22 protein-coding genes are annotated in these 25,437 nt (G+C 60.2%); 9 read left to right on the top strand and 13 right to left on the bottom strand.

Annotation, left to right across the window (positions count from 1 at the left end; translation table 11 throughout):
* Positions 1–220: 220 nt before the first annotated feature.
* From IB259_RS07740 to IB259_RS07715, 6 genes are all read right to left on the bottom strand, one after another.
* On the bottom strand, positions 221–1,444 hold the full coding sequence (locus IB259_RS07740) for an LLM class flavin-dependent oxidoreductase (protein WP_192328401.1): 1,224 nt from the start codon (positions 1,442–1,444) through the stop codon (positions 221–223).
* Positions 1,441–2,199: an LLM class flavin-dependent oxidoreductase gene (locus IB259_RS07735; protein ID WP_192328398.1), complete on the bottom strand. Its 759-nt coding sequence runs from the start codon at positions 2,197–2,199 to the stop codon at positions 1,441–1,443. The genes IB259_RS07740 and IB259_RS07735 overlap by 4 nt, the downstream gene beginning before the upstream one ends.
* Positions 2,192–3,229, bottom strand: a complete 1,038-nt coding sequence (locus tag IB259_RS07730) for an aliphatic sulfonate ABC transporter substrate-binding protein (RefSeq protein ID WP_192328395.1) — start codon at positions 3,227–3,229, stop codon at positions 2,192–2,194. Before IB259_RS07730 ends, IB259_RS07735 begins: the two co-directional genes overlap by 8 nt.
* Entirely contained in the window at positions 3,222–4,076 is an 855-nt protein-coding gene (locus IB259_RS07725; protein WP_225596784.1) for an ABC transporter ATP-binding protein, read from the bottom strand. Before IB259_RS07725 ends, IB259_RS07730 begins: the two co-directional genes overlap by 8 nt.
* Complete coding sequence (locus IB259_RS07720; protein ID WP_054456290.1) at positions 4,073–4,900, bottom strand: ABC transporter permease; 828 nt, start codon at positions 4,898–4,900, stop codon at positions 4,073–4,075. The genes IB259_RS07725 and IB259_RS07720 overlap by 4 nt, the downstream gene beginning before the upstream one ends.
* 279 nt (positions 4,901–5,179) lie before the next feature.
* Entirely contained in the window at positions 5,180–6,130 is a 951-nt protein-coding gene (locus tag IB259_RS07715; RefSeq protein WP_192328392.1) for a GlxA family transcriptional regulator, read from the bottom strand.
* A 151-nt stretch (positions 6,131–6,281) separates the two neighbouring features.
* On the opposite strand from IB259_RS07715, the gene IB259_RS07710 reads away from it, so the two are divergent.
* Positions 6,282–6,899 (top strand): cysteine hydrolase family protein, encoded by a 618-nt coding sequence (locus IB259_RS07710; RefSeq protein WP_054456292.1) that lies wholly within the window; start codon positions 6,282–6,284, stop codon positions 6,897–6,899.
* Positions 6,900–6,941: 42 nt separating this feature from the next.
* Here the strand turns inward: IB259_RS07710 and IB259_RS07705 are convergent, their stop codons facing one another.
* Genes IB259_RS07705 through IB259_RS07690 form a run of 4 tightly spaced genes read right to left on the bottom strand, consistent with a single transcriptional unit; the run spans position 6,942 to position 11,713 of the window.
* On the bottom strand, positions 6,942–7,835 hold the full coding sequence (locus IB259_RS07705; RefSeq protein ID WP_192328390.1) for an NAD(P)-dependent oxidoreductase: 894 nt from the start codon (positions 7,833–7,835) through the stop codon (positions 6,942–6,944).
* On the bottom strand, positions 7,832–9,574 hold the full coding sequence (ilvD, locus tag IB259_RS07700) for a dihydroxy-acid dehydratase (protein WP_192328387.1): 1,743 nt from the start codon (positions 9,572–9,574) through the stop codon (positions 7,832–7,834). Before ilvD ends, IB259_RS07705 begins: the two co-directional genes overlap by 4 nt.
* 34 nt (positions 9,575–9,608) lie before the next feature.
* Positions 9,609–10,388: an SDR family NAD(P)-dependent oxidoreductase gene (locus IB259_RS07695; RefSeq protein ID WP_192328384.1), complete on the bottom strand. Its 780-nt coding sequence runs from the start codon at positions 10,386–10,388 to the stop codon at positions 9,609–9,611.
* Positions 10,385–11,713, bottom strand: a complete 1,329-nt coding sequence (locus tag IB259_RS07690) for an MFS transporter (protein WP_192328379.1) — start codon at positions 11,711–11,713, stop codon at positions 10,385–10,387. The genes IB259_RS07695 and IB259_RS07690 overlap by 4 nt, the downstream gene beginning before the upstream one ends.
* Before the next feature lie 286 nt (positions 11,714–11,999).
* Between IB259_RS07690 and IB259_RS07685 the strand changes: the two genes are divergently transcribed.
* Positions 12,000–12,971 (top strand): LysR family transcriptional regulator, encoded by a 972-nt coding sequence (locus IB259_RS07685; protein WP_192328376.1) that lies wholly within the window; start codon positions 12,000–12,002, stop codon positions 12,969–12,971.
* A gap of 12 nt (positions 12,972–12,983) precedes the next feature.
* Here the strand turns inward: IB259_RS07685 and IB259_RS07680 are convergent, their stop codons facing one another.
* Positions 12,984–15,251: a DUF3604 domain-containing protein gene (locus IB259_RS07680; RefSeq protein ID WP_192328373.1), complete on the bottom strand. Its 2,268-nt coding sequence runs from the start codon at positions 15,249–15,251 to the stop codon at positions 12,984–12,986.
* Positions 15,252–15,343: 92 nt separating this feature from the next.
* Here IB259_RS07680 and IB259_RS07675 point away from each other — a divergent pair, with 92 nt between their 5' ends.
* The 3 genes from IB259_RS07675 (at position 15,344) to IB259_RS07665 (ending at position 18,263) form a co-directional block, all read left to right on the top strand.
* On the top strand, positions 15,344–16,270 hold the full coding sequence (locus tag IB259_RS07675; protein WP_192328370.1) for a LysR family transcriptional regulator: 927 nt from the start codon (positions 15,344–15,346) through the stop codon (positions 16,268–16,270).
* Between the two features lie 113 nt (positions 16,271–16,383).
* Positions 16,384–17,364: a tripartite tricarboxylate transporter substrate binding protein gene (locus tag IB259_RS07670; RefSeq protein WP_192328367.1), complete on the top strand. Its 981-nt coding sequence runs from the start codon at positions 16,384–16,386 to the stop codon at positions 17,362–17,364.
* 98 nt (positions 17,365–17,462) lie between these two features.
* Positions 17,463–18,263: a hypothetical protein gene (locus IB259_RS07665; protein WP_192328365.1), complete on the top strand. Its 801-nt coding sequence runs from the start codon at positions 17,463–17,465 to the stop codon at positions 18,261–18,263.
* Positions 18,264–18,345: 82 nt separating this feature from the next.
* Here IB259_RS07665 and IB259_RS07660 read toward each other — a convergent pair whose 3' ends face one another.
* A complete protein-coding gene (locus tag IB259_RS07660; protein ID WP_192328362.1) occupies positions 18,346–18,675 on the bottom strand; it encodes a YciI family protein in 330 nt (109 codons plus the stop codon).
* 387 nt (positions 18,676–19,062) lie between these two features.
* On the opposite strand from IB259_RS07660, the gene IB259_RS07655 reads away from it, so the two are divergent.
* Both IB259_RS07655 and IB259_RS07650 read left to right on the top strand, forming a co-directional pair.
* The gene (locus tag IB259_RS07655; RefSeq protein WP_192328359.1) at positions 19,063–20,148 is read left to right on the top strand and encodes a type I restriction endonuclease; all 1,086 of its coding nucleotides are present in this window, start codon (positions 19,063–19,065) and stop codon (positions 20,146–20,148) included.
* A gap of 214 nt (positions 20,149–20,362) precedes the next feature.
* Positions 20,363–23,188 (top strand): NACHT domain-containing NTPase, encoded by a 2,826-nt coding sequence (locus tag IB259_RS07650; RefSeq protein ID WP_192328356.1) that lies wholly within the window; start codon positions 20,363–20,365, stop codon positions 23,186–23,188.
* Between the two features lie 264 nt (positions 23,189–23,452).
* On the opposite strand, the gene IB259_RS31210 is transcribed toward IB259_RS07650, so the two are convergent.
* Complete coding sequence (locus IB259_RS31210) at positions 23,453–23,923, bottom strand: IS3 family transposase (RefSeq protein ID WP_192328354.1); 471 nt, start codon at positions 23,921–23,923, stop codon at positions 23,453–23,455.
* Between IB259_RS31210 and IB259_RS07640 the strand changes: the two genes are divergently transcribed.
* Together IB259_RS07640 and IB259_RS07635 are read left to right on the top strand one after the other, a co-directional pair.
* The gene (locus IB259_RS07640; protein WP_192328351.1) at positions 23,848–24,348 is read left to right on the top strand and encodes a TIR domain-containing protein; all 501 of its coding nucleotides are present in this window, start codon (positions 23,848–23,850) and stop codon (positions 24,346–24,348) included. The two genes, IB259_RS31210 and IB259_RS07640, sit on opposite strands and share 76 nt — an antisense overlap.
* Complete coding sequence (locus tag IB259_RS07635) at positions 24,345–25,223, top strand: macro domain-containing protein (RefSeq protein WP_192328348.1); 879 nt, start codon at positions 24,345–24,347, stop codon at positions 25,221–25,223. The genes IB259_RS07640 and IB259_RS07635 overlap by 4 nt, the downstream gene beginning before the upstream one ends.
* Positions 25,224–25,437 lie beyond the last annotated feature (214 nt).

The following is a 25,437-nucleotide window of genomic DNA, read 5'->3' as shown; positions in this document are numbered from 1 at the left end:
GTTTTCAATAAACCAGACTTATCTAGATTTACGGCAGGAGCGGATGTAAATGTACTGATATGGCGGGATTTTCTTTGTGCCTCTGGAGTCGGGGGGGGCAGATGCTCGTCGATTGCGGGCGATCGCGCCGCTTTTGTCCCATTTCATAGGCCCTTGGCCTACTGCGGCAGACGAATGCCTTTTCAGACCCTCATCTGGGGGGCATTGCGCAGATATTTTCCTAGATTCGCTCGCCCAGCCCTTCCATCGGCAACCCCAGGCGCTCACGCAAGCCCGCTTGCCGCTCTCCATTCCGCAGCAAGCCGCGTCGGCGTAGCAAGGGCACGACTTCGTCCACGAACAACTGGAACTCGCTCGGGAAAGCATGCGGCATCAGCATGAAGCCATCGGCCGCGCCCTGTTGGAACCACTCGGCAATCAGGTCCGCGATGCTCTCCGGCGTGCCGCTCAGGCTGGCATGGCCGCGACTGCCCGCAAGTAACTGGAGCAACGCACGGATGGTCGTCGGGCGGTGGCGTTCGATTACCGAAGCGATCACCCCAAAGCGGCTTTTTATCCCTTCGAATCTATCGATGTCACCCAGTATCGGCGGCAGGGGACCGTCCAGCTCGTGGGCTCCCAGATCGATTCCAAAGCCAGCCAGCCACGCCAGCGAAGCTTCCGGCACGATCAACTCGTCAAGGTCGCGCTTTTTGCGGCGCGCCTCTTCAACCGTGCTGCCGATGGCGGGGCTGATGCCGGGTATGAGCTTCACAGCACCAGGCTTGCGTCCATGCGCCGCGGCGCGTGTCAGCAAGTCGTGACGAAACGCATGTGCCTCCCCGATGGTGTTTTGCGCGGTGAATACCAGTTCGGCATAGCGCGAGGCGAAGTCGCGGCCATCCGATGAGGACCCGGCCTGCACCAGAACCGGATGCGACTGGACTGGCGCTGGCACGTCCTGTCCTTTGCGCCAAAGCTGCAGCACTTCTTGAACAGCCTGCGCGCCGATCTGGTAGCGCTGCTGATGCGGTACGGGCTTGTCCTGTCCAAAATTGGCGGCTGCCGCGGGATCGCCATTGGTCACGATGTTCCAGAGGGCGCGTCCGGCGCTGACATGATCCAACGTGGAAAAGGTGCGCGCAATTTCTTCCGGCGTGCTCAGCGTGGCCGATCCTGTTGCGATCAAGCCCAGCCGTTCGGTCGCCTGCGCGACACCCGACAGGAGCGTCAGCGGATCCAGTTCCCAGCGCGGGCTATGGCGCGCGCCCGGATTGAACACGAAGAAATCCGCGACGAACATGGCATGGAAGCCCCCAGTCTCGGCGAGGCGGGCGATCTCCTGGTGATAGCGGATGTCACGCAGGCGTTCTGGTTGAGCTTGGGGCAGCCGCCAAGCCCCCTCGTGGTGGCCCGCGACAAAGGCGTTCACGAGCAGAATCAACGATCGATCTTGAGCGGTCATGGATTTGGGGCGGCGGCAAGACGGTTGGAGTACTGCGGGGGAATGTCCGATAGGCCTAACTCGCGCCGCAGCGTCCGAGGCGGCCGTCCGGCGGTATCCGCGACGCCCGGTTCGAACCGGGCGCGCAGCTTGCGCCATGCGGTCGGATCTGCCACGACGTCAATCCATTCACTGAAAGAGACATCTGCAGTGCTGTCATCGCCCACCCTGGGCAGGCGGCCCTGCGGCGGTCGAGGAATATCGAGCGGGCCTGCCACCCGATAGAACGGCCCTGCGTGGTCCGCTGCCGCGATCCGATCCGTATCGATGTAGACGCCGCTGCGCTTGTCGAATCGATGGGCATCGTCATCCCAACTATCCCAGAGCGCATGCACCGCATTGACGTAGTCCTGAATGCGGCCTGGTTCGATAGCGCCTGTCAGCGACCAGCCAACCCTGCCGCCACTGACATGATCGAGCGCCGCGAGCCTGCGGGCAGCGGTATAGGGATGGGTTTCGGCGGCGTCGACTTCGGCGAGCAGGCCTATGTGGGCGGTCAGCGGCGCCAATGCGGCCACCGCGGTCAGAGGTTCCAGCGCGCCGCGTCCGCCCGTGATCAGCGCCGCGCTTGCGCCCAACGCTTCCGCTTCGAGCACGATGTCGCGAACAGTTTGGAAATCAGGGCGCTCAACGGGTCGAAGCACCAGCCGTGCCGGCAAGGCCCGGGGCTGATCATCCGCGTTTTGGCGCACTATGCCTTCGTTTGATTCAGGCATGGGGTGCTCCCGCCGGGATTGGGTTGGAGGGATGGTCGGCAGGTCCCACGTATCCTGTCAGGTCCGTGGTTGCGGCGTCTGCAGGATCGACAAACGTGTCCAGATCCAATGGTTTGCGGATCATTCGATTGCCCAACAGGAACTCGACTGAACGCCTCAGTTCGGCCAACGCTTGCGCGTCCAGACGCGGGACCCAGGTGGAACGGCTGAATGCCGTCAACGTCTGCGCCGGGCTCAATCCGAAAACAGGAGCCAGCTCGGCGGCCGTTTCCTGCGGCCGGCGTTTCAGCGCGTCGGCGCCGCGGGCGATACCGCGCAGGTAGGCCTGGACATACTCGGGCTTCTGCTGGATGAGCGATGCGGAGGCGATGATGGGAATCAGATTGCTCTTGAGGCCCTTGCCATCGCGCAGCGTGCGTGCCTGGCCTTCGGTTTCCAACTGAGTGAAGACGGGGTCCCACACCAGCGCGGCGTCAATATCGCTATTGAGCAGCGCCGTGTTCATGTCCTGCAGAGACAGGTTGAGAAACTGTACGTCCGACAGTTTCAGGCCGGATTCGGCAAGGATAAGCGCCAGCAGTTCATGCACGTTTCCCCCGCGCAACGTCGCCACCTTCTTACCCTTGAGCTCTGCCACGCTCTGGAATGGCGCATCCTTGCGCACCATCAGCGCCAGCGTTTCCTCTCCCTTGTACGACAGACCGATAATGCGATGGTCGATTCCGGAAGCGCGGCCGATCAATGCGGCAGTGTCACCGAGCGCGGCGATGTCCAGGTTGCCGGAGGCAAACGCTTCATTGATCGGCGGGCCGCCGGAAAATTGCGTCCAGATGACTCTGACGTCGTTGTGGCCGGCCTTTTTCAGTTCCTCTTCCACCCAGCCGTATTGCCGGGCCAGCAGGCTTGCCGAATACGGCACGAAGGGCATGACGCCCAGGCGCAGCGTATCGGCGCCATGGGCCGCCATGGAGCAGAGGAAGGCTGCGCCGAAGACCGCCGCTGTCATGAGGTTCCGGAATCGATCACGCATGGGTGCCACCTGCTATCGGGGTGTAAGCCGTATCGCCACGCTCTGGCACGTTGCTTGGCGGCGCTCCGGAGGCATGTTGTAGAAATTGCTCGTAAAGCGACTGGCGCAAGGCCGCGAAGCTGGCGCTTGTCCTCTTGCGCGGGTGAGGCAACTCGACATCGACCACGGCCCGTACCGTGCCCGGCCCGCTCGACAGGACGGCAATCCGATCGCCCAGATAGACGGCTTCCTCGATGTCATGGGTGATCAGCACGGTCGTCACTCGTTCCTTCTCGCGGATTCGGAGCAACTCATCCTGCATCTGCAGCCGGGTGATGGTGTCCAGCGCGCCAAACGGCTCGTCCAGCAGCAGCACGCTCGGCTCGTGCGCCAACGCACGCGCAATGGCTACGCGCTGGGCCATGCCGCCCGAAAGCTGTACAGGATAGGTGTCGCGAAACGCCAATAGCCCAACCAACTCCAGCTTCTGGTCCACGATCTCCTGGCGTCTCTGGGCGGTCTCGCGGTGCAGGCCCAGTGCCACATTTTCCGCAATCGTCATCCAGGGCAGCAGGCGATGGTCCTGGAACACCACGCCGCGTTGGAGCGATGGCCCGGAGAAAGTCTGTGTGCCTAGCGTGACGCTGCCGCCATGATCGCCATCCAGCCCCGCCAGGATCCTGAGCAAGGTGCTCTTGCCGCAACCGCTGGTCCCCACTACACAGGTAATGCTGCCTTCGGGAAAAACGAGATCTATGTTCACCAGCGCAGCCACATACTGGCCATGGGGTCCCAGGTATTGCTTGCTCACATTCAGGGCCTGCATGGCGTTGCCTGCCCGTTGCGGCGCTTGCGATAGGGCATTCATGTGCGTGTCATCCCCTTGAACTGAGGACGCCAGAGGACCAGCGGTTGTTCCACAGCCCGTAGAACGTCGTCAGTGATCTTCCCAAGCACACCCAGGGTCAGCATGCCTGCCAGCACCAAATCTGCCTGGGACATCGCCCGGCCGTCCATGATCAGAAAGCCCACTCCGCTGGGCGCTGCTATCAGCTCGGCGGCTACAACGCACATCCAGGCCATGGCCAGGCCTACGCGCAGACCGCTCATGATCTGCGGCGTAGCGCCCGGAAGCATGATCTTGCGGATGAACAGATGGCGGGGCAGCTCCAGCGTCCGGGCCAGCTCCACGTAGCGTCGGTCCGTCTGGCGGATGGCGTCCACGGTAGTCGTCAGAATCGGGAAAAAGCTGCCGAGCACGATGATGAAAATCTTGGCGCCTTCGTCAATGCCAAACCAGAGGACCGACAGCGGAATCCAGGCGATAGGGGGAACCGGCTTGAGTATTTGAATCAGGAAATCCACGAATCGCTCCAGGCGGTTGAAGATTCCCATGGAGATTCCCAATGTCAGCGCCAGCGCGGCAGCCGCGACGAAGCCCTGTATCACTCGCAAGCCGCTGGCGCTGACGTGGCGCCAGAGTTCTCCGCTGTCGATCAGGTACGCCACCGTCTCGGCGACATGGAGCGGGGAGGGCAAGAGGGTGGGCGAAATCAGGCCTGTGACGGAAGCCGATTGCCAAGCCGCGATAATGATGAGCGGCAGGCTGAGGCGTCCTGCAAGGGCGTGTGCGCCGCCGCGCAGCGCACGCATCGCCCGCAAGAAAAAGACTCCCTGTGTCTCATTGGACATTCTTCTCTTCATCGCTTTCCGGTGTGATGCCGCTGGATGATTAATAAGCGCCGCGACGATTGATGGCCATGGGCGGTTTGATCCGGCTCTCTGTGCGAGGCGCGGCTGATGAAAAAAATATAGCGTGGGGAGAAGGGAGGCTAAATCTTGTTTTTGACTATGCTTAGTTGGCGAGCGCCAGCTTGAAAAGACGAACTCTGTTTGAATTATTTGTTGCCCCGCGCGCATCGATCAAACCTGGCCAGCATCCGAGCCTTGGTTCGTCGATACAAAACTCCATCACCGCTGCCGGAACTGCTTCCGATAAGCGGCAGGCGACACCGAAAACGCCGCCGTGAAATGCTGCCGCAGCGACACCGTCGACCCGAACCCCGTAGCCTCGGCCACCCGGTCCACCGACAGCCCGCCCGTCTCCAGCAGGCGCTGCGCCGCAGCCAGCCTGTGGTTCAGCACCCATTGCGTCACCGTCGTGCCCGTCTTCAGCTTGAAGCGCCGGGTGAAATTGCGGCGGCTCAGTCCGGCGTGGTCGGCCAGGCGGTCCAGCCCCAGCGGCTCCTGCAAATGCTCGATGGCCCATTCCATCGCGACGCTTATCGGGTCGCCGCCGTCCTCCCGCGTCAGCGGCCGTTCGATGTACTGCGCCTGCCCGCCATCGCGGTGCGGCGCCATCACCATGCGGCGCGCGACCCGGTTCGCCAGCTCCGCGCCATGGTCGCAGCGCAGCAGGTGCAGGCAGCAATCGATGGCGGCCGCCGTGCCGGCCGATGTCAGGATGTCGCCGTCGTCCACGTACAGGGACTTGCGGTCGAGCCGGATTTGCGGGTACTTGCGGGCGAAGTCGTCGCTCCAGACCCAGTGCGTCGAAGCCGGGCGGCCGTCGAGCAGGCCGGCCTCCGCCAGCACAAAGGCGCCCAGGCATAAGCCGATGACCCGCGCGCCGCGCGCATGCGCTTCGCGCAGCGCCTGCAGCATGGTTTCCGGCGGGCGCTCGTCCGGATCGCGCCAGGCGGGCACGATCACCGTGTCGGCCTCGGCCAGGGCCGAATAGTCGTGCGGCACATGGATATCGAAACCCGACATGGTCGCGACGGGTCCGACCGCTTCGCCGCAAACCAGCAGGCGATAGCGCGGCACGCCCAGCCGGGCCAGATCGTCGCCGAACACCATGCAGGGCACGGACAGGTGGAAGGAACTGATGCCCGCGAAGGCGACGACGGCGATGGTATGCATGGCACAAGAGGCAGGAATGCGGATTTGGCCCGATCCTATCACTAATTGGTATTCGGGCCACTTTCGAGTTAATGCCCGATGGCGCATCCTTGATGCCGTTCGCCCTCGTGCGTGAACGGCACACTAAACGCCTACAGATCAAGGACCTACGATGAACCACCCGACCATTCGCGCCATCGCCGGCGCCACCGCCCCGCAGTCCATCGACCCGGCCAGCACCGCCTTGCTGGTGATCGACTTCCAGAATGAATACTTCAGCGGCAGGCTGCCCATCCCTGAAGGCCCCGCGGCCCTGCGCAACGCCGCGCAGCTCGTTGCCCACGCCGATCAGCATGGCATCCCGGTCTTCCACATCCAGCACGCCACGCCCGCCGGCAGCCCGGTCTTCGCCGACGGCAGCACGGGCATCGAATTCCACCCCGACCTGAGCCCCGCGCCGGGCCATACGGTGCTGCGCAAGTCCACGGTCAGCGTGTTTCCCAGCACCGACATCGACCAGCGCCTGAAGGCGGCTGGCGTACGCACGCTGCTGATCACCGGCCTGATGACGCACGCCTGCGTGGCAGGCGCGGCCCGCGACGCGGTGCCGCTGGGTTATCAGGTGATCGTGGCGGCCGATGCCTGCGCCACGCGCGACCTGGATACGGGCGCGGGGGAACAGTCGGCCTTGCCGCATGCGATGCTGCATCGCGCCGCGCTGGCGAGCATCGATGACACCTTCGGCGACATCATGACGACGAAGCAGGTGCTGGAGTTGCCGTTGGGTTGACGGAGGAGGGGGGGCGCCAGGCGCTCCCCATCGTGCAGTCCGTTACGCGCCGGCCTGGCTCTCCGCTTCACCGATCCGGAAAACTTGAGATAGATCCCAATCTCCCATGCCGCGCTGCGCGGCATCCTGCAGCAGGCGCCGCACTTCCGGCAGCACGCGTTGGACCGTGGCGCTCGCTTCGGCCAGTTCGGCAATCGCGTCCAGATCCTTGAGCAGTACGCGCACCGTGCCGGTGGCTTGCTCGGGCGGGGTCACCATGCGCGGCCACAAGGTTTGCAGCAGCACGGAGTCGGCCCAACCGCCTTGCAGGGCCGACGGCAGGGCTGCGGTATCGATGCCGCTGCGCTTGGCCAGCACAAAGGCTTCGGCCAGGCCGGCGAGGGTGGTCGCGACGATGGCCTGATTGGCGAGCTTGGTGGTCTGGCCCGCGCCGACCTCGCCCATGCGCGTGACGCGCGCGGCGTAGGCGCGCATCACGGGCGTCACGGCTTCGATCGTGTCGGCCGGTCCGCCCGCCATGATGGCCAGCTTGCCGTTCTCCGCGCCGTCCGTGCCGCCCGAGACCGGCGCATCGATCCACACGCCGCCAGTCGCCGCCGTCCAGCGCTGGGCCAAGGCACGCGTGAGCGCGGGCGACAAGGTCGAATGGTCGATGAGACAAGCGGGCGGCGTGGCGGCTTGCGCCAGCCCGTGCGCGCCGAACACCACGTCCTCCACGGCTTTGCCGTCGCCCAGGCAAAGCAGGGCGATGTCCACGTTCTCGCCCAGCGCCTGCGGCGTGGCCTTTGCCACGGCCCCGGCAGCGGCAAGCGAGTCGAGCTTCGCGCTGGAGCGGTTCCAGACGGCGACCTCGTGACCAGCGGCCAACAGCCGCCGGGTCATGGGTTCACCCATGCGGCCGATGCCGCAAAAGCCAATGCGCGGCGTCTTCGTCATTCCTGGCCTCCCTGGGCAGGAGCTTCCCCGAGCGACGCTTCGTAAGGCCAGTTCACGGCTCCGGAATGGGTCACGGCGCCCAGCTTGGCCGGACGCACCAGCGCTTCATACTTTTCAAGCACGCCGCCCAGCCTGCCGCGCACGAACGGCTGGCTGGCCTTTGCCCGCTCCGCTAGTTCATCGTCGGAGAGTTCGACGTCCAGGCTCCCCTTGATTGCATCGATGTGTATGCGGTCGCCGTCGCGCAGCAGGCGTATCGGACCGCCCGCGGCCGCTTCGGGGCCCACATAGCCGATGCACATGCCGCGTGTGGCGCCCGAGAAGCGGCCATCGGTCAGCAGCGCGACCTTTTCTCCCATGCCTTGCCCATAGATCGCGGCAGTGACGCTCAGCATTTCACGCATGCCCGGGCCGCCCTTGGGGCCTTCGTTGCGTATTACGAGGACGTCGCCTTCCCGATAGGTACCGGCGGCAACCACGGCCATGCAGTCCTCTTCCGTCTCGAAGACCCGCGCCGTGCCCGAGAACACCAGCTGCTTGAGGCCGGCGGTCTTCAGCGCGGCGCCGTCCGGGGCCAGATTGCCGCGCAGGACCACCAGCCCCGCGTTGGGCGAGAGCGGTTCGTCATGCGGCTTGACCACGCGGCCGTCGGGGCCGGGAAAGGCGCGCAGCGCCGTTTCCAGCGTTTCGCCGCTTTGCGTGAGCGTGTCGCCGTGTATATGTCCGCCCGCGAGCAGGGCGTTGAGCACCGCCGGCACGCCGCCGACATGATGCAGGTCCACCGCAAGATAGCGTCCGCCCGGCTGCATGTCGCCGATGAGCGGCGTGCGCGCCAGGACTTCCGACACGTCATCGAGCGTGAATGTGATGCCTGCCTCGTGGGCGATGGCCGGGATGTGCAGCATGGCATTGGTCGACCCGCCGGTGGCGGCGACGGCCGCGCAGGCGTTCTCCAGGCTCTTGCGCGTCACCAGGTCGCGCGGCAGCGGCCCGCCGTTGCGCAGCGCGCGCATGACGTTTTCGCCGGCGCGGCGGGCAATCGCGATGCGTTCGCTGTAGACGGCTGGCACCATCGCCGAGCCTAGCGGAGCCAGCCCCAGCACTTCAGCGACCATCGCCATGGTGTTGGCCGTGAATTGCCCCGGGCAGGAGCCGGCGGTCGGCGTGCAACGCTTTTCTATGCCGCGCAGCGTTTCGGGCGACATGTCGCCGCGTTGCGCCGCGCCCACGGCCTCGATGGCCGTCAGGATCGTGGCCTGCGAGCCGTCCGGGGCCACGCCCGGCAACATCGCCCCGCCAAACAGGAACACGCCGGGGACGTTCACGCGCACCATGCCCATCAGGATGCCGGGCAAGGTCTTGTCGCAGCCGGCCACGCCGACCAGCGCGTCGTAGCAATGGGCGCGCACGAACAGCTCGACGCTGTCGGCGATGGTTTCGCGCGACACCAGCGAGAACCGCATGCCCGAGTGATTCATCGACGTGCCGTCGGAGACCGAGATCGCCGAGCCACGTATCGGCACGCCGCCGCCGGCCGCGATGCCGAGACGCACGTTGTCCGAAATCTGGTTCAGCGACATGGAACAGGGTGTGTTCTCACCGTACGTGTCGACGATGGCGACGAACGGCTTGTCGATGGCCTCGTCGTCCAGGCCCGTGGCTCGCAGGAAGGCGCGGTGCGGGGCGCGCGTCACGCCCTCGGTGACCGTGCGGGAGCGGTGTTTGTGCAGATCTTTCATGGATGGTGTTCCTAGTATCAGTATCGGAGGAGGCTCAGGTGTTGAGCATCAAGCCGTTTTCCAGAGCCAGCACCTGGCCGGTCATCGCCGGCGCGCGGGCGGCGATGAACCAAGCCAGGTCCGCGACTTCCGACGGCTGCGACACCCGCTTGAGCGGCGCGTTCTCGCGCATGCCGTTGACCACTCGCGCGTAGGCCTCGTCGCCGAGCACGCGCCGCAGCAGGCCGTCGTCGACCATGCCCGGGGCGATGGCATTCACGCGGAGATGCGGGGCGAGGCTGCGCGCAAGCGACAGCGTCAGCGAATTGACCGCGCCCTTCGAGGCCGCATAGGCGATGGACGATCCCGTGCCGTTCAGGGACGCCAGCGAAGAAATATTGATGACGCAGCCCGACGCCGCGCCTGCCGGACGCTCGCGCAACAGGGGAGCCGCGGCGCGCGTCATCTGGAACATGCCGATGAGGTTCACGCGATAGACGCGTTCGAATTCGCTGGCGTCGATCGCGTCGAGGTCGCCATGTGGAATCACGCGGGTCGTGCCCGCGCTGTTCACGACCGCGTCCAGCCGTCCCCACCGCGCCGCGACGGCATCGACCATGCCGCGGCAGGCAGCGTCGTCGCCCACGTCGGCATCCACGACGATGGCCTGGGCGCCGGCCTCGCTGCACTGCGCGGCCACCGCCTCGGCCGCCGCCCGGGTGCCGTCGTCGAAATTGTTGATGGCCACCGCCCAGCCTTCACGCGCAAAGCGCAGCGCCGTGGCGGCCCCGATGCCGCTGGCCGCGCCGGTCACCAGACAGACGGGCGCGCTCATGCCTGCTCCCGCTTCGTACGCAGCGACAGCGCGATGAACGCCCCGCCGACCAGCGCGCAGGCCAGCAGGATCATGCCGGGCAGCAGCTGCCCCGTGGTGTCCTTGAGAAAGCCGATGACATAGGGGCTGACGAAGCCGGCCAGGTTGCCCACCGAATTGATCAGCGCGATGGCCGCTGCAGCGCCCGCGCCGCTCATCATCGCCGTGGGGATGCCCCAGAAGACCGGCGCGATCGAATTGATGCCGATGGCGGCGACGATGAGGGCGGCCATCGACCACCACAGGTGCTCGGCAAGCAGCACCGATACCAGCATGCCGACGGCGCCCAGCACACAGCACACGGCAACGTGGATGCGGCGTTCGTTCGTGCGGTCCGCATGGCGCGCGATGAGTATCATCGCCACCGCGCTGACCAGCGACGGCACCGCCGACAGCAGGCCGATATTGCCCAGATTGGCCACGCCCGCGGCCCGTATCATCGTCGGTAGCCAGAACACCAGGCCGTAGTTGCCCATGGCGATGCAGAAATAGAGCAGGCCGAGCAGCCACACTTTACGGTCGCCGAACACCTGCCGCACGCTATGGCGGGCGCGGGTGCTGTCGTCGGCCGCCAGATCCTGCGCCAGCAGGCGCTTCTCGTCCGCGTTCAGCCACTTCACCGTCTCGATCCGGTCCTGCAGCATGAAGAAGGCGGCAATCCCGACCAGCAGCGACCCCAGGCCTTCGACCAGGAACAGCCACTGCCAGCCGGCCAGGCCATGCATGCCGCCAAACCGCTCCATGATCCAGCCGGACAGCGGACCGCCGATGGCGCCCGACACCGGAATGGCCACCATGAACAGCGCGATGATCTGCGAGCGGCGGCTCGACGGGAACCAGGTCGACAGATAAAGCACGATGCCCGGGAAGAAGCCGGCTTCCGCCACCCCCAGCAGGAAACGCAGCAGATAGAACGACAGCGGTCCCTGCGCGTACATCGTCAGACAGGAAATGATGGACCACGTGACCATGATGCGCGCGATCCAGATGCGCGCGCCCACGCGATGCAGGATCAGATTGCTGGGCACCTCGAAGATGAAGTAGCCCAGAAAGAAAATGCCGGCCCCCAAGCCGTAGACCGTTTCCGACATCGACAGGTCGGCCAGCATTTGCAGCTTGGCGAAGCTCACATTCACACGGTCGATGTAGGCGACGATGAACGACAGGAACAGGAACGGCATGATGCGCCAGGCCAGCTTGCGGTACAGCGCGTCTAGCTGCGCAGGATTCTGCGCGGCCTGCGCGCCGGCATAGGCCGGCGCGCCGCCGGAAAGGGACGAGCTCATGAGTGTTGTCTCCGTGGGTGTGTGCCATGGGGCACATCGAGTTATTCGGCAGCCTGCGAGTTCGGTTATGCGATGCGGCATCGGCGTGGGATCAATCTTTGTTCCCGGTTGATCGTCGATGCTTCACGAAAGGCCTGCGCTACAGTGCTGTCCGTTCGAAGGGTACGGGCTGCTCGCATTCGGCGGCAAATCACACTTTGCGCATTTGGCATTACCGTTTGGTTATGATTGGCGGCTTGCGCCATTACCCGATGGCGATCGATATCCCCGTCTTTCCATTCACGACATGTCCGCCAGCACGCCGTCCGACAATTCGATAGAACGCTTCTTCCGCAGCGGCCTGAAGCTTGGGCATCTGCGCATCCTGGTGGCGCTGGGCGAGCTGCGTCAGGTGACGCGGGTGGCCGCGGCCTTCCACGTCACGCAGCCCGCCATCTCCAAGCAGATTGCGGAGATCGAGGAGGCGCTGGCCACGCCGGTCGTGCGCCGCGTGGGCAACGCCATCGAATTGACGCGCATAGGGCGTGTGCTGGTCGAACGCGGGCGCGAGATCCTGCGCCAGATCGAACTGGCGCGGCGCGACGTCAAGGCGCTGGCCTCTGGCACGGCGGGCCACGTCAGATTCGGCGCCGTGGTGACGATTCCCCAACCCCTGATCGCGCATGCCGTCGAGCTGTTCACGCGGCGCGCGCCGAATGCCTCGTTCTCGTTCGTGGAAGCCACGCTCGACCGCCTGCTCAAGATGATGGACGAAGGCAACCTCGACCTGGCCCTGGGCCGCAACCGCGTGACCGGGTATCTGCCGGTGATGCGCCACGAGTCCTTGCATCACGAGCCGTTCGTGTTCGTGGTGGGCACGCGCCACCCATTGGGTGGCCCCGACACCCCCGTGACCTGGGCCGACCTGCAGGATGTGCGCTGGATCACGCCCATGCAAGGTTCGCCCGCCTTTGCGACCATGGTCGAGATCCTGGCCGAACATGGTGTGACCCTGTTGCGTCCGACCATCGAGTCCAGTTCATTGGCGCTGAACCTGTCCTTGCTGCGCGACGGGGGATACGTTTCGATCCTGCCGCTGTCGCTCGCGCGCCGCTACGTGCAGCGCGGAACGATGCGGATGCTGCCGCTGCCGCCGCTGGGCCCTTTGGGCGAGGCCATCCTATACTGGCGCGAAGACACCACGACATCCACCACGGAGCTGTTCGCCGAGTGCTTGCGGGAGTCCTCGGCGGAATTGATCGATGCCGCCGGCGCCTAGAGGACGGCCATCTTATTTCGGCCCGGACCCGGTCCGTTCCACATAGATCGGGCTGGAGTAGATGAAGAAGCCGTCCTCGGTCGTGATGCGCAGGTACACCGCATTGTCGGAGTCAGTGTGCAGCGGCACGCGCACCCGCGCCTGCATCCGTTGCACCGGGTTCTCGTCTGGCAGGCGATAGACCTGAAGCCGGCGCCGAATGCCGCCGTTTTCCACGACGACCGGCTCCAGTCCGATCTGGTCGACGGGGATCTCGGTGCGCACCACCGGCGTGTCGATTTTCAGCACGCCGGCGCGCGGATCGCTTAGCCGCACGTCGATGCCGCTGTAGCCGCCGGTGGTCAGCGAACGCCAGCTCAGCATGTCGGGGCGGGGTTGCGCCAGGGTCTTGTCCAGGTTCCAGAAATTGATAGGCAGCGGATCGACGAAGGTATTGCCTTCCAGGGTCGCGCTACCGTCCCAGACCGTCTGGCGGCCGCGGCCGCGGTACTCGGATCCTTCCCAGACGATGCGGATCCGGCTGCCCAGCGCGGCCTCGTCGTAGGGGTACAGCGTCTGCACCACGTCCATGCGGTTGCGGACTTCCACGCGCTCAATGGCGCCATGGGTCAGGACCTCGAAGGACAGCTCCAGCGAGTCGCCGTCGTACGACAGGATGGCGCCCATATCGGCCTGCGTGACGGACTCGCGCGTGACCGGCGCGCCCAACTTGGGATCATCGGAATAGCGCTGCGCCGGACTATCGAAATGCGCCTGCACGTCCAGGTAGGCGCGGCATCCGGTGGTGGCGTAATGGCGGCGCTGGCGCAGGCATTCGGCGATCGACTGGCGGGTCAACTGGTCGGCAATCAGACAGCTCAGGCCGCCATACGCGCCAAACAACGATGCGCCAGGATGGCTGGCCCCATGCCGGCCCTTGTGCCCGTCGCTATTGGCCAGGATGCCCACGCGGTAGCCCAGCCGGAACGCATCCTCCAGCAGCCATTCGAAAGTGCCCCAGTCGGAGTGGATCTCGATGGAGCGCTCCAGCCGCGCGTCATGCGACCGCGTAATGTCGGCGTAGCGTCCGCCGATGTGCGCGAACACCACCACGTCCTCGTCCTTCAGCGCGTCGAACAGCGCATCGGCATCGTTGGCGTCCAGCGCCAGGTCCGACAGGTCGTCGATCAGCGCGTGCGAGGAACGATGGATGGGGCGGCCTTCCTTCAGGTACAGCACGTTGCGGTCGCCGCCCAGGCCGGTGTTGCCCGACCATTCATAGCCGGGAAAGATGATGAACGATCCATCCTGGTTGTATTGCGCGGTCAGCTGGTTCAGCTGTTCCCAGAACGGCGTGGTGATCTGGAAGTCATTGCCCTGGTGGCTCATGACGTCCAGAAAGGCGCGGTCGCGCGCGAACAGGATCAGGTCCTCGGCGGAATTGGTGCCTATGGTTTCCTCGGACTGCCCGTGCAGGTCGGCCCAGTAGTGCCCGCGTGTGCCGCCGCCGGCCGCGACGATGCGGCAGGGCGTGCTTTGCGCCACGGGCAGGCCGTCGCGCAGCACCTCGATGCGCAGCTCGCCAGACGCTTCGGCCACCAATCCCTCAAGCCGCGCCGCAAACTCGCCCTCGCGCATAGTGAACGTGGCGGGCAGGCCGCGCAGCGGCAGGCTGCTGCGCAGGGTGAACTCGCCTGCTACCTGGTCGCTGGGGTTGCCCCATTTGTCTTCACCCTTGAAACCCAGGCTGAAGGGCTCGCCCGCCACCGCCTGGCTGGGCAGGATGGCCTTGTAGGCCACCGGCGGCCCGGCCACCACGGCGATGGTGGGCGAGTGCTGGAGTTCGGTGTAGTTGTAGGTGGCGAAGGCGTCCACCAGCACCTTGAATTCGAACGTAGGCTCGCTGAACGTCTGCACCCGCATGCCGGGCGAGCCCTGCCGCGTATCGCCGAAGCGCACCACGATGCGATCGCCTTCCTCCAGGTAGCCGCGCACCACCCGGATGAATAGCGTCTTGTCCCAGGGCCGGATGTTGCGCTTGCCGTCGTACTCGATCTGCAATACCGCGCCGTTGGAAGCCTCGACCGTGGTGTAGTTCCAGCCGTCCGGCTGATCGAACTGCGGCTTGCCCATGTCGCTGGCGAAGCGGTGCACGATCTTGATCGATCCGGTGTCGTCGATGCCGAAATAGCCCGCGGTGTACGTCAGCGTGAACGACGCGAAGCTGCCCGCTTCGAAGCGGCCGGTAGGTTCGACGATGGCCGATCCCATGCGGTCGGCGGCGTAGGAAGAGTGGGGCATTGCGGTTCCTGGCGGGTTAGGGAAATCCCATCTTAGGGACCGCACATCCATATGGCTATAGTATGCAAACTATTCCATCATGACGTCGCTACATGACCGAGCCGATCGAATCCGTCTCCCTGCGCCAGCTGCGCGCGCTGGTCGCTATCGGTGAAACGGCCAGCTTCACGGCCGCCGGCGAACGCCTGGGCCTGTCGCAACCTTCCGTCAGCCACTTGATCCGCCGACTGGAGACCGAAGTCGGTCAGCCGCTGGTGGTGCGCGGCCGCGAGGTCTCCTTGACCCGCGACGGCCAGGCCATGGTCGACGCCGCGCGGCGCGCCATCCTGGCCATCGACAGTTCCATCCAGGAATGCCGCGAACACTCCGACCTGAAGCGCGGCAAAGTCATGGTCGCCGTGGGCCACGTGAGCGCGGCCACCTTGTTGCCGCACATCCTGATGGAGTTCCGCCAGCGCCACCCCCAACTGGACCTGATCGTGGTCGACTGCATGGTGCAGCAGATCCGCACGCGCCTGCTCTCGCACGAGGCCGATGTCGGCCTGGGCGCGGTCATGCAGGACGACGACTCCCGCATCATGGTGGAACAGCTTTCGGACAGCGGCGTCGCGCTCTTCGCGCGCATGGATCATCCCCTGGCCAGGCTGGACCAGGTCGATGCCAAGGTGCTGGCCGAATTGCCCTGCATCCAGCTGAACCCCGAAGCGCCCGCCTGGCTCAACATCAGCCGCCGCTTGATCGCCGCGAACATCTATCCGCGCGTCGAACAGCGCGTCGTCCTCCTGTCCACGGCCATTGGCCTGATACAGGCCGGCATGGGCGTAGCCATGCTGCCGCAGATCGCGCGCGGGCAGATGCCCGCCGGCATCAAGGGCATCGCCTTGCGCAATCCGGCGCTGGAGTGGCCGATCTCCATCGCGCGCCTGGCCAACTACCCCTTGTCTCCGGCAGCCCAGGCCTTCGTCGCCGTGGTCCGTTCGGTCTCCCAACGCCTGCGCCGCGACGCCGCCATGCCGTGATGGCATGACGCTATAGCACCCCGCCTATTTTTCGGGGTTGCCTGCTCCGATACGCTGCTTGGCATCATGCAAGCCCGCATGGTTTCCATAGCTCGCGCCAGCGCGGAGGCATCATGAAAACACTACAAGGGGTTCTACTGGGGGCTGTACTGGCCTGTGCGTCGCTGGTCGCGACGCCAGCCGAGGCGGCGCCGTTTCCGGATCGTCCCATCACGCTGGTCGTGCCGCTGGCGGCGGGCAGCACGGCCGATATCCTGGCGCGCTCGATCCAGCCCGGCCTGAGCCAGCAACTGGGACAAACGGTCGTCGTCGAGAACAAGCCCGGCGGCGGCGGCCAGATCGCCATGAGCTACGTGGCCAAGGCCTCGCCCGATGGCTATACGCTGGTGCTGGGCTCCAACAATACCTGGGCCATCAACCTGGGACTGTTCTCGAGGCTGTCCTACGATCCGACCAAGGACTTCGTGCCGGTCGCCTATCTGGCGGGCAGCTCCAATGTACTGATCGTGCCGTCCGACAGCCCGTACCGCTCCGTGCCCGAACTGGTCTCGGCCTTGAAAGCCCAACCCGGCAAACTGATGTACTCGTCCGGCGGCAACGGCACCACGCACCACCTCTCGGCCGAACTGCTGCTGTCGATCACCGGCACCCAGGCCGCGCACATTCCCTACCGTGGCGCCCCGCAAGGTGTGGCCGCCGTCATGGCGCATGAGGTCGCCTTCGCCTTCTACAACACGCCCAGCGTGTCCGGCCTGGTCAAGGAAGGCAAGCTGCGCGCCCTGGCGGTCACGGGCGAGGCCCGATCCCCCTTGCTGCCAGACGTGCCGACCATGATGGAAGCGGGCGTGCCGGGCTACGTGATTACCGTCGACCTAGGCCTGATGGCCCCCGCCGGCACGCCGCCGGACGTCGTGGCAAAACTCAACGCTGCGGCGCGCAAAGTCATGGACAGCGCCGAACAGCGCCAGCGGCTGCAGGGCTTGGGGTATGAGATCTTCCACGACGGGCCACCCAGCGGTTTGGCGGCATTTATCCAGGCCGATATCGCTAAATGGGTGCCGCTGGTGCAGCGGTCGGGGGCGAAAGTGGATTAAGTGTTTGCGTTGCCTGATTCCTCTGTCTTGGGGAAATGCGCGGGGCGCCAGCTTACAATTCGCCGGCCCCAACCACCTCAGCAGAGTGAGTCCCGCCCATGTCTGAACACCACCAGTTTCTGTGCCCCCGCGACATGCATTTGCCGCCGCCTGATTGGCGGGCGCTGGAAACCAAACTGCTGGAAGGTGGATACGTGATGGAACCGCGCGGCGACGGTGTTCCGTATCGCGCGCTGTTGAATCTGAGCTTCGATCTGGCCAGCCTGCACGAAGGGTCGTACCAATATCAAGAAGGCCTGCGCACCACGGGAGACGTGATCGCCATGTACGTGGGGGCGGGGTATCTGCCGGTGGATATACCGATACGCCATAACGACACGATGGAAGAGGCCATGGCGTTGCTCGCTGAGCACGGTATTACGCCGGGGGACCGGTATGCGGATAACGAGAGCAGCGACTGGAACAGCCCGCAATACTGCCTGGGGCCGGCGGCTCGTGCCTATCTGACTGACGACACGCGGGCTTCCTATGATGCAGATCCCAAGAATTTTCCGTTGATGCTCCTGGCCTACGACGGGCCTGAGCCGCATGTGGCGGTGGGGGAGAATCTCTCCGAGCCTAGCTTGCCGGGGTCAGATGAATTGCTGGAATCTTTGCCGCCGTTTGACTCGCATGTTGATTTCATTGGAGCGGCTTACGAGGATCCTGCTGCGCAGTGGCATTGCGCGGAGAATGGGCGCGATTACCGGATACTGGAGCTGGATTGGCAGTACAGCTTGGCGATGGGGTTTCGGATGGTTCGGACGGAATGGCTGGATGAGGGTAGTGCTGGGGGGCTGGCCAGGCTGATCGAGGGGCTGACCGGGCAGGTTATGGTTTGCAGCCATCGGCATTTGTGAATGCGGGGTAGGGGATAGGCGCTGGGCTGTTATTCCCTGGTTCTTGCGAGACATAAACCTGCGGTGCGGATGAGATGTGTCGCTACGGCTGTTCTAGCGGCCATATCTCGACGACCCCGTGCGCGACGGCGCAGGGCGTTTGCGACACCATTGCTATAGCCTCGGCCATGTCGGCGGCTTCGATGATGGCAAAGCCGGCCACTGGCAAGGGCGACTTCATGAATGGGCCGTTTGTTGTTTCGACCCGAGCGGCCTCGTGGTTGCGCACTTGCACTGGCTTGCCTGCAATGCCCATCAATACGCCGTCTTTCTGCAATTTTGCGTCGTGCGCATGCGCTGCGTTTCGGATGGCCTGTGGGGTGCGATCGTAACCCTCTTGGTCGCCATATCCGATCGTCACAAACTTTGGCATGGATCGTCTCCTTAACGTGGATGAGATTCGGGGCTGCCTGCAATACCAATATACGGAAAATGGTAAAGCATGGGATGGGCCTTTAGGCACCAGCCCGAGCATGATCTCTCACCTGGTGACGGATTCTTAGGCCTCGGAGACTTACTAGCCGCACTACAGCTTGAGCGGTGTTGGTGGCACAAGACGCCGCTTGTTCTGGTTGACCTATTTTTTTCGTTGCTCCAGCGCCCTTTCCTCGCTCTGCCCAAAAAGTAAAGTTCGGGTAATATCTGTAGATATTTGTCACGAACTGGTTTGTTCGCGATCACTTTTACCTAGGCGCTTAGATACTTTCTCGAGATTGTGAACCAACGCTCGCGATAGCTCGTACGCAAATTGGAGCAGAGCATGGAGTTGATGGAAAAACTCAGAGGCCTTTCCGAAAAAATTCGTCAACAAGGCCCCGGCATCAAGACCGAAGAGGCGACGAAGAATGCGTTTGTGATGCCGTTCATTCACAACATATTGGGATACGACGTCTTCGATCCCAACGAGGTGACGCCCGAGTTCATTGCTGACGTTGGCACCAAGAAGGGTGAGAAGGTCGACTACGCGATCCTTCAGAATTCGCAAATCCAGATCTTGATCGAGTGCAAGAAGTTCGGTGATCCGCTGAACATAAATCGCGCCTCTCAGCTGTTCCGCTACTTTCACGTTACGACCGCAAGAGTCTCCATTCTGACCAATGGGCAGGTTTATCAGTTCTACACTGATCTCGATGCGCCCAACAAGATGGACCAGAAGCCATTTCTGGAGCTTGATCTACTCGATATCGATGACTATATCGTCCCCGAACTGAAGAAGCTGACGAAAGGCGCATTTGACCTGGAATCGGTCATCAGTGCCGCCGGCGAGCTTAAGTATCTGAGTCAGATCAAGAGGATTGTCGCCAATCAATTCGTCGCACCTGAAGAAGATTTCGTCAAGCTGTTCGCTTCGCGAGTCTATGAGGGAGTTGTCACACAACGAGTTCGGGACCAATTCTCTTCGTTGACGAAACGTGCTCTAGGTCAATTCTTGAATGACCAGATCAACGAACGACTTAAATCCGCCATGAATAGTGATGCGGTCGCATCGGTGGTGGCTGATACGCCTGAAGCTGAAGATATCGGGGATAAGTCAGACGACTTGATTACCACGACGCTGGAGGAAATCGAAGGCTACCACGTGGTCAAAGCAATTGTCCGAGCTGTGGTCAATGTGAAACGGGTCGTTCAACGAGATACGCAAAGCTATATGGGCATACTTCTGGATGACAACAATAGGAAGCCAATTTGTCGTCTTCACTTTAATCGTGCGCAGAAGTACGTGGGGATATTTGACGAGAGTAAGAGCGAAACTCGGCATCCTATCTCATCAGTTGATGAAATTTACACTTTCTCTGATGCGCTTAGGAAAACAGTGGGGTTCTATGAAACGGATTTGACAGCTTAGTATGGCTGTCGATTCTGCCATGAAAAATAGGCACTCAGACTACAACTTATCCGGCCAAATTGTAGTCTGATACCTTTATTGAAAAATATCCCTTTGGCCGAGAAAAAATGTGCGCAAAAATCGACGCTTTGAAAGCATACAAAAATAATGACCTTAGGCCATAGGTTTCCTGTGAAATTGCAGTCTGATGACTTAGTTCTTCAAGGAATGCACGTTGGAAAATTTTCAAGGGATCATCGCCCGACTTTCAAGTTGCCTCGCTGAAATTGACGAGAATATAAAAATCCCATTGTCCAAGTCGGCAAACGCATACCGCCAAGCAACTGAAGCAATTTGCAAGGCAATCATCGTTGGTCACGGGGTGAGCGCAGAGGGGGCGCTTGAAAAATTAATAGCCGACTCGGTAAGATTTGTCGAGCAGGATGAAACTAGTCGCGACGCTGGTATATTTAAAGCTGAAATAAGGTATCTCCAGACAATAGGGAATACCTATTCGCATGATAATGCGGATGGAATTATTTCGCAAAATGAATCGCAAATTTCAGCATTTGACTCGTTAGTAAAAGCAATTCGTATTGCCTTCTTTGGCGAAGGGGACTTAGATGCCCCCATATTGCCGAAATCGATAGAGGAACGTATTCCAGCGAGGGCGCGAGGACGTACTAAATTCGAGAACCCTCGCGCAGAAGAGGTGATTCGCCTATGTCATCCGAAACAAAAAATTGAAACGTTGGCTAGTTGTTCGGACCACGCAAATCGTATGGTTTATGACTATGTCGTCGCGGATCTTGGGGGGCTAAAAAAGGGGTTCCTTTTCCTTCGCACGAGGACAGCTATAAAAAATAGCCTAGCAGATTTTAAGACGAGAATTGACCGTAATGTTCCGGATGCTTTGGAGATAATTACGCCTCGTGTTCAACGTCATGATGGAAAAGAGGTTGATCGTAAAAAATCCATCTCTGAAATAATTAAGGATATTGGCTTCGATTCAAAATTTCGAAGATTGACCGTCATCTACTTCGATGACTTTGTGTGGAACTATTGTCTTCCTTCGGAGGTTACGTCGCGCCGGCCACCGATAAAAAAGGCCGAGAATTTCATAGAACAGACGCTTCAGCCGATTGATGATACTGGATCGCCTTTTGGCCAAAAATCGAGTTCCTCACAGCATGTCAAAAAAATTCTAAGCAACTCACATGAATATCATCCTGTAAATATAATAATTGGACCGGCAGGCATGGGCAAAACTACTTTTGCCGACGATATTTCTGCTGTTATTAATGATCAAGATAGAAAGAGAGTTGTTTTGTTTTCGGCGACTGATTTTCGAGAGATTTCAGTTGATTTTTCTATAGATTCGGTTGGGGATTTATATAGGCTGGCTGTGGAGAATGGCCTGCTCGAAGACGATAGTCGCATAGAAAGTCATAATTTTGAAATTAATCTCGCTTGTGGCAATTTTGTTCTGATTATTGATGGTTTTGATGAGATTGAATCTCATTTGGGGGCGGCATTGCATTTTGAGAACTTTATGCGTTCTCTGGCAGATATTGAAGAGTGCTTCCGGAAGGTTCTTGTTATATTAACGGTACGTGATTATGACGTTGATCGATTTAAGAACTTCGGAAACACATCAATTTGCCGTCTCCAGGGGTTCACCGAGGCCGACACCGATCGCTATTTGGCTGGGCGGCTTCCCGCAAGAAGGATTGCGGAGGCGAAAGATCTTCTCGGCGCATTTGACAATCCTGGTGAGACTAAACGGGCTACGACAATTCCTCTGTATGCGTCCCTCATATGCGATTACCTGGTTGAACAAGATGCAGGAAAACGCCATAGTCCTAGTACGTTGGGGAGCGCCAATTTTTTTTCGAGCGGAAAGCCTCTAGATTCCTTGGTGCGGAAGATAGTTGATCTAGAAATTACGAAACAGTCCCTTGGAAAAATAAACCCAGATGAATTTTTCGATATTCTTATCGAGGTAATTAGAGCGCCGCAGCATACGATGAAAAAATCTGCGCTACTTGAGTTGGTGAGTGCTTGTGATGGTTGTTCAGAAAATGTTAATCCAGTAAATTTCTTACGAAATCCATTTTTGCGTTGGAATCGCGATGAGATTTCATTTAAGTATGATTCATTAACGTACTTTTTTAAATCTCGATTTCTGGCTAAAAAAATCAAAGAAGGCGTGTTTTCACCGTTACCGGCAATAGAGTTCTTGTCTGAGTTTTATCGTGGTGAAGGGCCGTTGTTTGATGAGTTCAAATCAATATTTCCTTCTGAAAAATTTGATTTGAGAGAAGAGACTTTAATTTGGTTTAAGGGGCTTGTGGAGTTTCGAAAGCAGGATAACGCTGCGCGCTTGCCTTGGAGGAAAGCGATAAGCGCCTTTCTCTACTGGGCGCTCGGAAGCACGACTGACAAGTTTGAGCGATCGAAATACTTGGAGCGGTATTTTGGGGGGAGGGATCTCCATGGATTGTCGATATACGATAGGTTTTTTCCACTCGATTTGCGTGCCCTACAGATTCATGATGGCTTGTTGGAAGACTATGTATCTCTTCCGAATTGCGAGACATCCGCCGGAGAAGTTGTTTTCCATAAATCGCACATCAGCTTTGATGATAGATTTTTGCCCGATAAGATAGACCGAACGCTGTTCTCCGATGATTGCTCGTTCAGTCAGAACCTTGTGGCATCTTTTCACGCAAAAACTCTTTCGGACGAGAACAGCTACGAGGTGATTGTAGATAATTTATATAAAATTCTAAAAATTGGATTTCGCGCAAATCGTTTTTCACGAAAAAGTAAAGATGTTTATAAGAAAGCTACTGTGGTTGGAAGACATTCCCTTGATGCATACTTGAGGTTTCTTACTTCACAAGGTGTTCTAAATCTTGAGTTGAGTCGAGCAGGCTCTGAGCCTGGTTATGTCGTCGCGAATGATTGGTACCTTGATGCGCGAAAGCTTGTTGAAGGAAGAAATATTACGAGTAATATGGATCGCGTAATTATGGATCTCCCTAATGAGATTCAATAGGTGATGTTAATTTAAAATGGATTTTTAGGCTGTTAATGGCAGTTTAAAGAGAAGAAAAATATCAGGCTAAATTTTGCCGTGTACGGCGAAATTGTAGCCTGAGCTAGCCCGAGCTTCCCGGACACCTGACGAAGTAGATAACACTTTAAGGATGTGTCTCATGGATAAATCCAAACCCGAAGGTAAGCCGATTGAAGCCAAGCGTTAGCATCACAGCCGAGAGTTCAAAATCGAGATAAGGTGTCAGACTGGAGTTGCCAGGGTTCAGTGGGCACCTAATTTCCGCTTGCTATGAACAGCTTCAAACTCATTCGAACTAACACCGCCGAGATAGCTGTCTCGTCGCACTGAATTGTAGAAATCATCAATGTACTCGGCCAAGCTTAAAGTAGCAGCATCGCGGTCCGTGCAAGTATGCTTCTTGATGTGCTCCTTCTTCAGGCTACCGAAGAACGACTCGGCTACAGCGTTGTGCCTGAATAAAATTGTCAGACTAAAATTTTGGAAGCGGAATAGTAGCCTGACACCTTTCTTGTGGTGGCCTTGGGCAAAAGCCGTACTGACTATTTCTACGCGATTCAGTATGACTCTGAAGTAGAAAATCCCGGCTCGCTGGTCGCGCTGCTCTGCAATTTGATAGCAGGAGGTAAGGAGAACTAATGGCGTATCGCAACAAGACCTATATCGCGTTCGACGGTGACAACGATATGCACTGGTATCGTTTGATGACGGCATGGAAGGCAAACGATGGGTTTTCGCTCAACTTTAACAACGCCCACGATCTGAACACGGCGCGGGATTCCAGCATGGAAGAGAGCATCAAGCGCCAGCTCCGCGACCGCTTCGCTAATTCCAAGCTGCTCGTGGTGCTCATCGGGACCAACACCAAGTACCTGACGAAGTTTGTCAAGTGGGAGATGGAGGTGGCTTTGCGCCTTGGGCTGCCCATCATAGGCGTGAACTTGAACGGACGCCGACAGAAGGACGACCGTTGTCCGCCCACGATCCGGGATCAACTCGTGGTCTACACTTCGTTCAATCACAACATCATCGAACACGCGATGGATCACTGGCCCGCCCAGTTTTATTCGCTGCGCAGCGTTGGTGCCAGCGGGAGTCGTTACTACAACGATGATGTGTACAAGAGGCTCGGCCTGTGAAGTACTTCTTCGAGTCGATTAGCACGCGGACCTACTGGCGCTACGCGCTTTTCTCGGGGGAGGCCATTGGCAAGTTCTTTGCGGTCATGGGTATCCTATACCTGTGCATTGATTTGGCAGACGCCTTCAACATCTACAAGAAAGACCAGTACAGCTACTATGGACTGATCATCTTGGTCGTGCTTGCGCTCCTGTACGTGCTGTCGACGCGACGGCCGCTCTCGCGCGTCAGCTACAAGATCCCGCACAAGGATTTCGCAGTCGAAGTTTTGATCGGCGACCTCTTCAAAATTCCTGGTGAGGTAATCATCAGCACTAGTTCGACATTCGACACGGACATGTCGTCGGGGCTGATCGCCTCATCGAGTTTGCAAGGTCAGTTGGCGACACAATACTTCAACGGCCAGACCAAGGAGATTGATCGCCAAATCGAAGGGTCACTCGCAAGAGAGCAATTCAATATCAACGAGAAGCGGCCAGGCAAGAAGAAGGAGTATCCAATTGGCACAGTCGCTCGGGTGAGTGCGCACAGCAAGAACTTCTACCTTGTTGCCATGTCGCACATGGAAGAAGACAAGAACGCTCAGTCAAGTTTGAAGATGATCGACGAGGCGCTAGAGAAGCTGTGGGTGAGCTTGGCAGCCAAGGCCGAGGTGGGCGACATTGTGATGCCGTTGATGGGTACGGGTCGCGGTCGGGTGTCCTACCCTCGAAAGAAGATGATCGAACGCATTGCTCAGTCCTTCGCAGATGCTGCGAGCGAGCGGGCGTTCTCGAACAAGCTCATCATCGTTGTGCGCCCCGAGGACGCGTCGAAATTCTCGCTGAATCTGTTCCAGGTCCGGGATTACCTGGGCCAGAGCTTGCACGCGTAGCGGCCCTCGGCCTTGTTTCTAGTGACAAGACCAAGTAAAGGTGTCGGACTCTGAGTTTTTTTTCACGAATTCATCGGCATCCTCCCATCCCATGGATTCGGCGGTGTCGAGAGGTGCTTGCAAAAGCCCAGGCATTGACGTTTGAGTCAAAGCCAGGGCCCTCTTGGTATAGATCATGGCACCTAGCGTAAGCAACGAGATGGTCGGCCGGTCT

The organism is Achromobacter sp. ACM04 (assembly GCF_014851465.1).
GTDB classification, from domain to species: Bacteria; Pseudomonadota; Gammaproteobacteria; order Burkholderiales; family Burkholderiaceae_B; genus Achromobacter; species Achromobacter aegrifaciens.
This window is presented reverse-complemented; position numbering and strand designations above follow the sequence as displayed.

Excerpts from the sequence above, each read along its gene's own strand:
- IB259_RS07680 (WP_192328373.1), bottom strand. The coding sequence starts at position 15,251 with ATGCCCCACTCTTCCTACGCCGCCGACCGCATGGGATCGGCCATCGTC.
- IB259_RS07640 (WP_192328351.1), top strand. The coding sequence starts at position 23,848 with ATGGCGTATCGCAACAAGACCTATATCGCGTTCGACGGTGACAACGAT.
- IB259_RS07710 (WP_054456292.1), top strand. The coding sequence starts at position 6,282 with ATGAACCACCCGACCATTCGCGCCATCGCCGGCGCCACCGCCCCGCAG.
- IB259_RS07720 (WP_054456290.1), bottom strand. The coding sequence starts at position 4,900 with ATGTCCAATGAGACACAGGGAGTCTTTTTCTTGCGGGCGATGCGTGCG.
- IB259_RS31210 (WP_192328354.1), bottom strand. The coding sequence starts at position 23,923 with ATGCCGTCATCAAACGATACCAGTGCATATCGTTGTCACCGTCGAACG.
- IB259_RS07695 (WP_192328384.1), bottom strand. The coding sequence starts at position 10,388 with ATGAGCGCGCCCGTCTGTCTGGTGACCGGCGCGGCCAGCGGCATCGGG.
- IB259_RS07730 (WP_192328395.1), bottom strand. The coding sequence starts at position 3,229 with ATGCGTGATCGATTCCGGAACCTCATGACAGCGGCGGTCTTCGGCGCA.
- IB259_RS07670 (WP_192328367.1), top strand. The coding sequence starts at position 16,384 with ATGAAAACACTACAAGGGGTTCTACTGGGGGCTGTACTGGCCTGTGCG.
- IB259_RS07740 (WP_192328401.1), bottom strand. The coding sequence starts at position 1,444 with ATGACCGCTCAAGATCGATCGTTGATTCTGCTCGTGAACGCCTTTGTC.
- IB259_RS07705 (WP_192328390.1), bottom strand. The coding sequence starts at position 7,835 with ATGACGAAGACGCCGCGCATTGGCTTTTGCGGCATCGGCCGCATGGGT.
- ilvD (WP_192328387.1), bottom strand. The coding sequence starts at position 9,574 with ATGAAAGATCTGCACAAACACCGCTCCCGCACGGTCACCGAGGGCGTG.
- IB259_RS07690 (WP_192328379.1), bottom strand. The coding sequence starts at position 11,713 with ATGAGCTCGTCCCTTTCCGGCGGCGCGCCGGCCTATGCCGGCGCGCAG.
- IB259_RS07685 (WP_192328376.1), top strand. The coding sequence starts at position 12,000 with ATGTCCGCCAGCACGCCGTCCGACAATTCGATAGAACGCTTCTTCCGC.
- IB259_RS07665 (WP_192328365.1), top strand. The coding sequence starts at position 17,463 with ATGTCTGAACACCACCAGTTTCTGTGCCCCCGCGACATGCATTTGCCG.
- IB259_RS07715 (WP_192328392.1), bottom strand. The coding sequence starts at position 6,130 with ATGCATACCATCGCCGTCGTCGCCTTCGCGGGCATCAGTTCCTTCCAC.
- IB259_RS07660 (WP_192328362.1), bottom strand. The coding sequence starts at position 18,675 with ATGCCAAAGTTTGTGACGATCGGATATGGCGACCAAGAGGGTTACGAT.
- IB259_RS07655 (WP_192328359.1), top strand. The coding sequence starts at position 19,063 with ATGGAGTTGATGGAAAAACTCAGAGGCCTTTCCGAAAAAATTCGTCAA.
- IB259_RS07675 (WP_192328370.1), top strand. The coding sequence starts at position 15,344 with ATGACCGAGCCGATCGAATCCGTCTCCCTGCGCCAGCTGCGCGCGCTG.
- IB259_RS07735 (WP_192328398.1), bottom strand. The coding sequence starts at position 2,199 with ATGCCTGAATCAAACGAAGGCATAGTGCGCCAAAACGCGGATGATCAG.
- IB259_RS07725 (WP_225596784.1), bottom strand. The coding sequence starts at position 4,076 with ATGAATGCCCTATCGCAAGCGCCGCAACGGGCAGGCAACGCCATGCAG.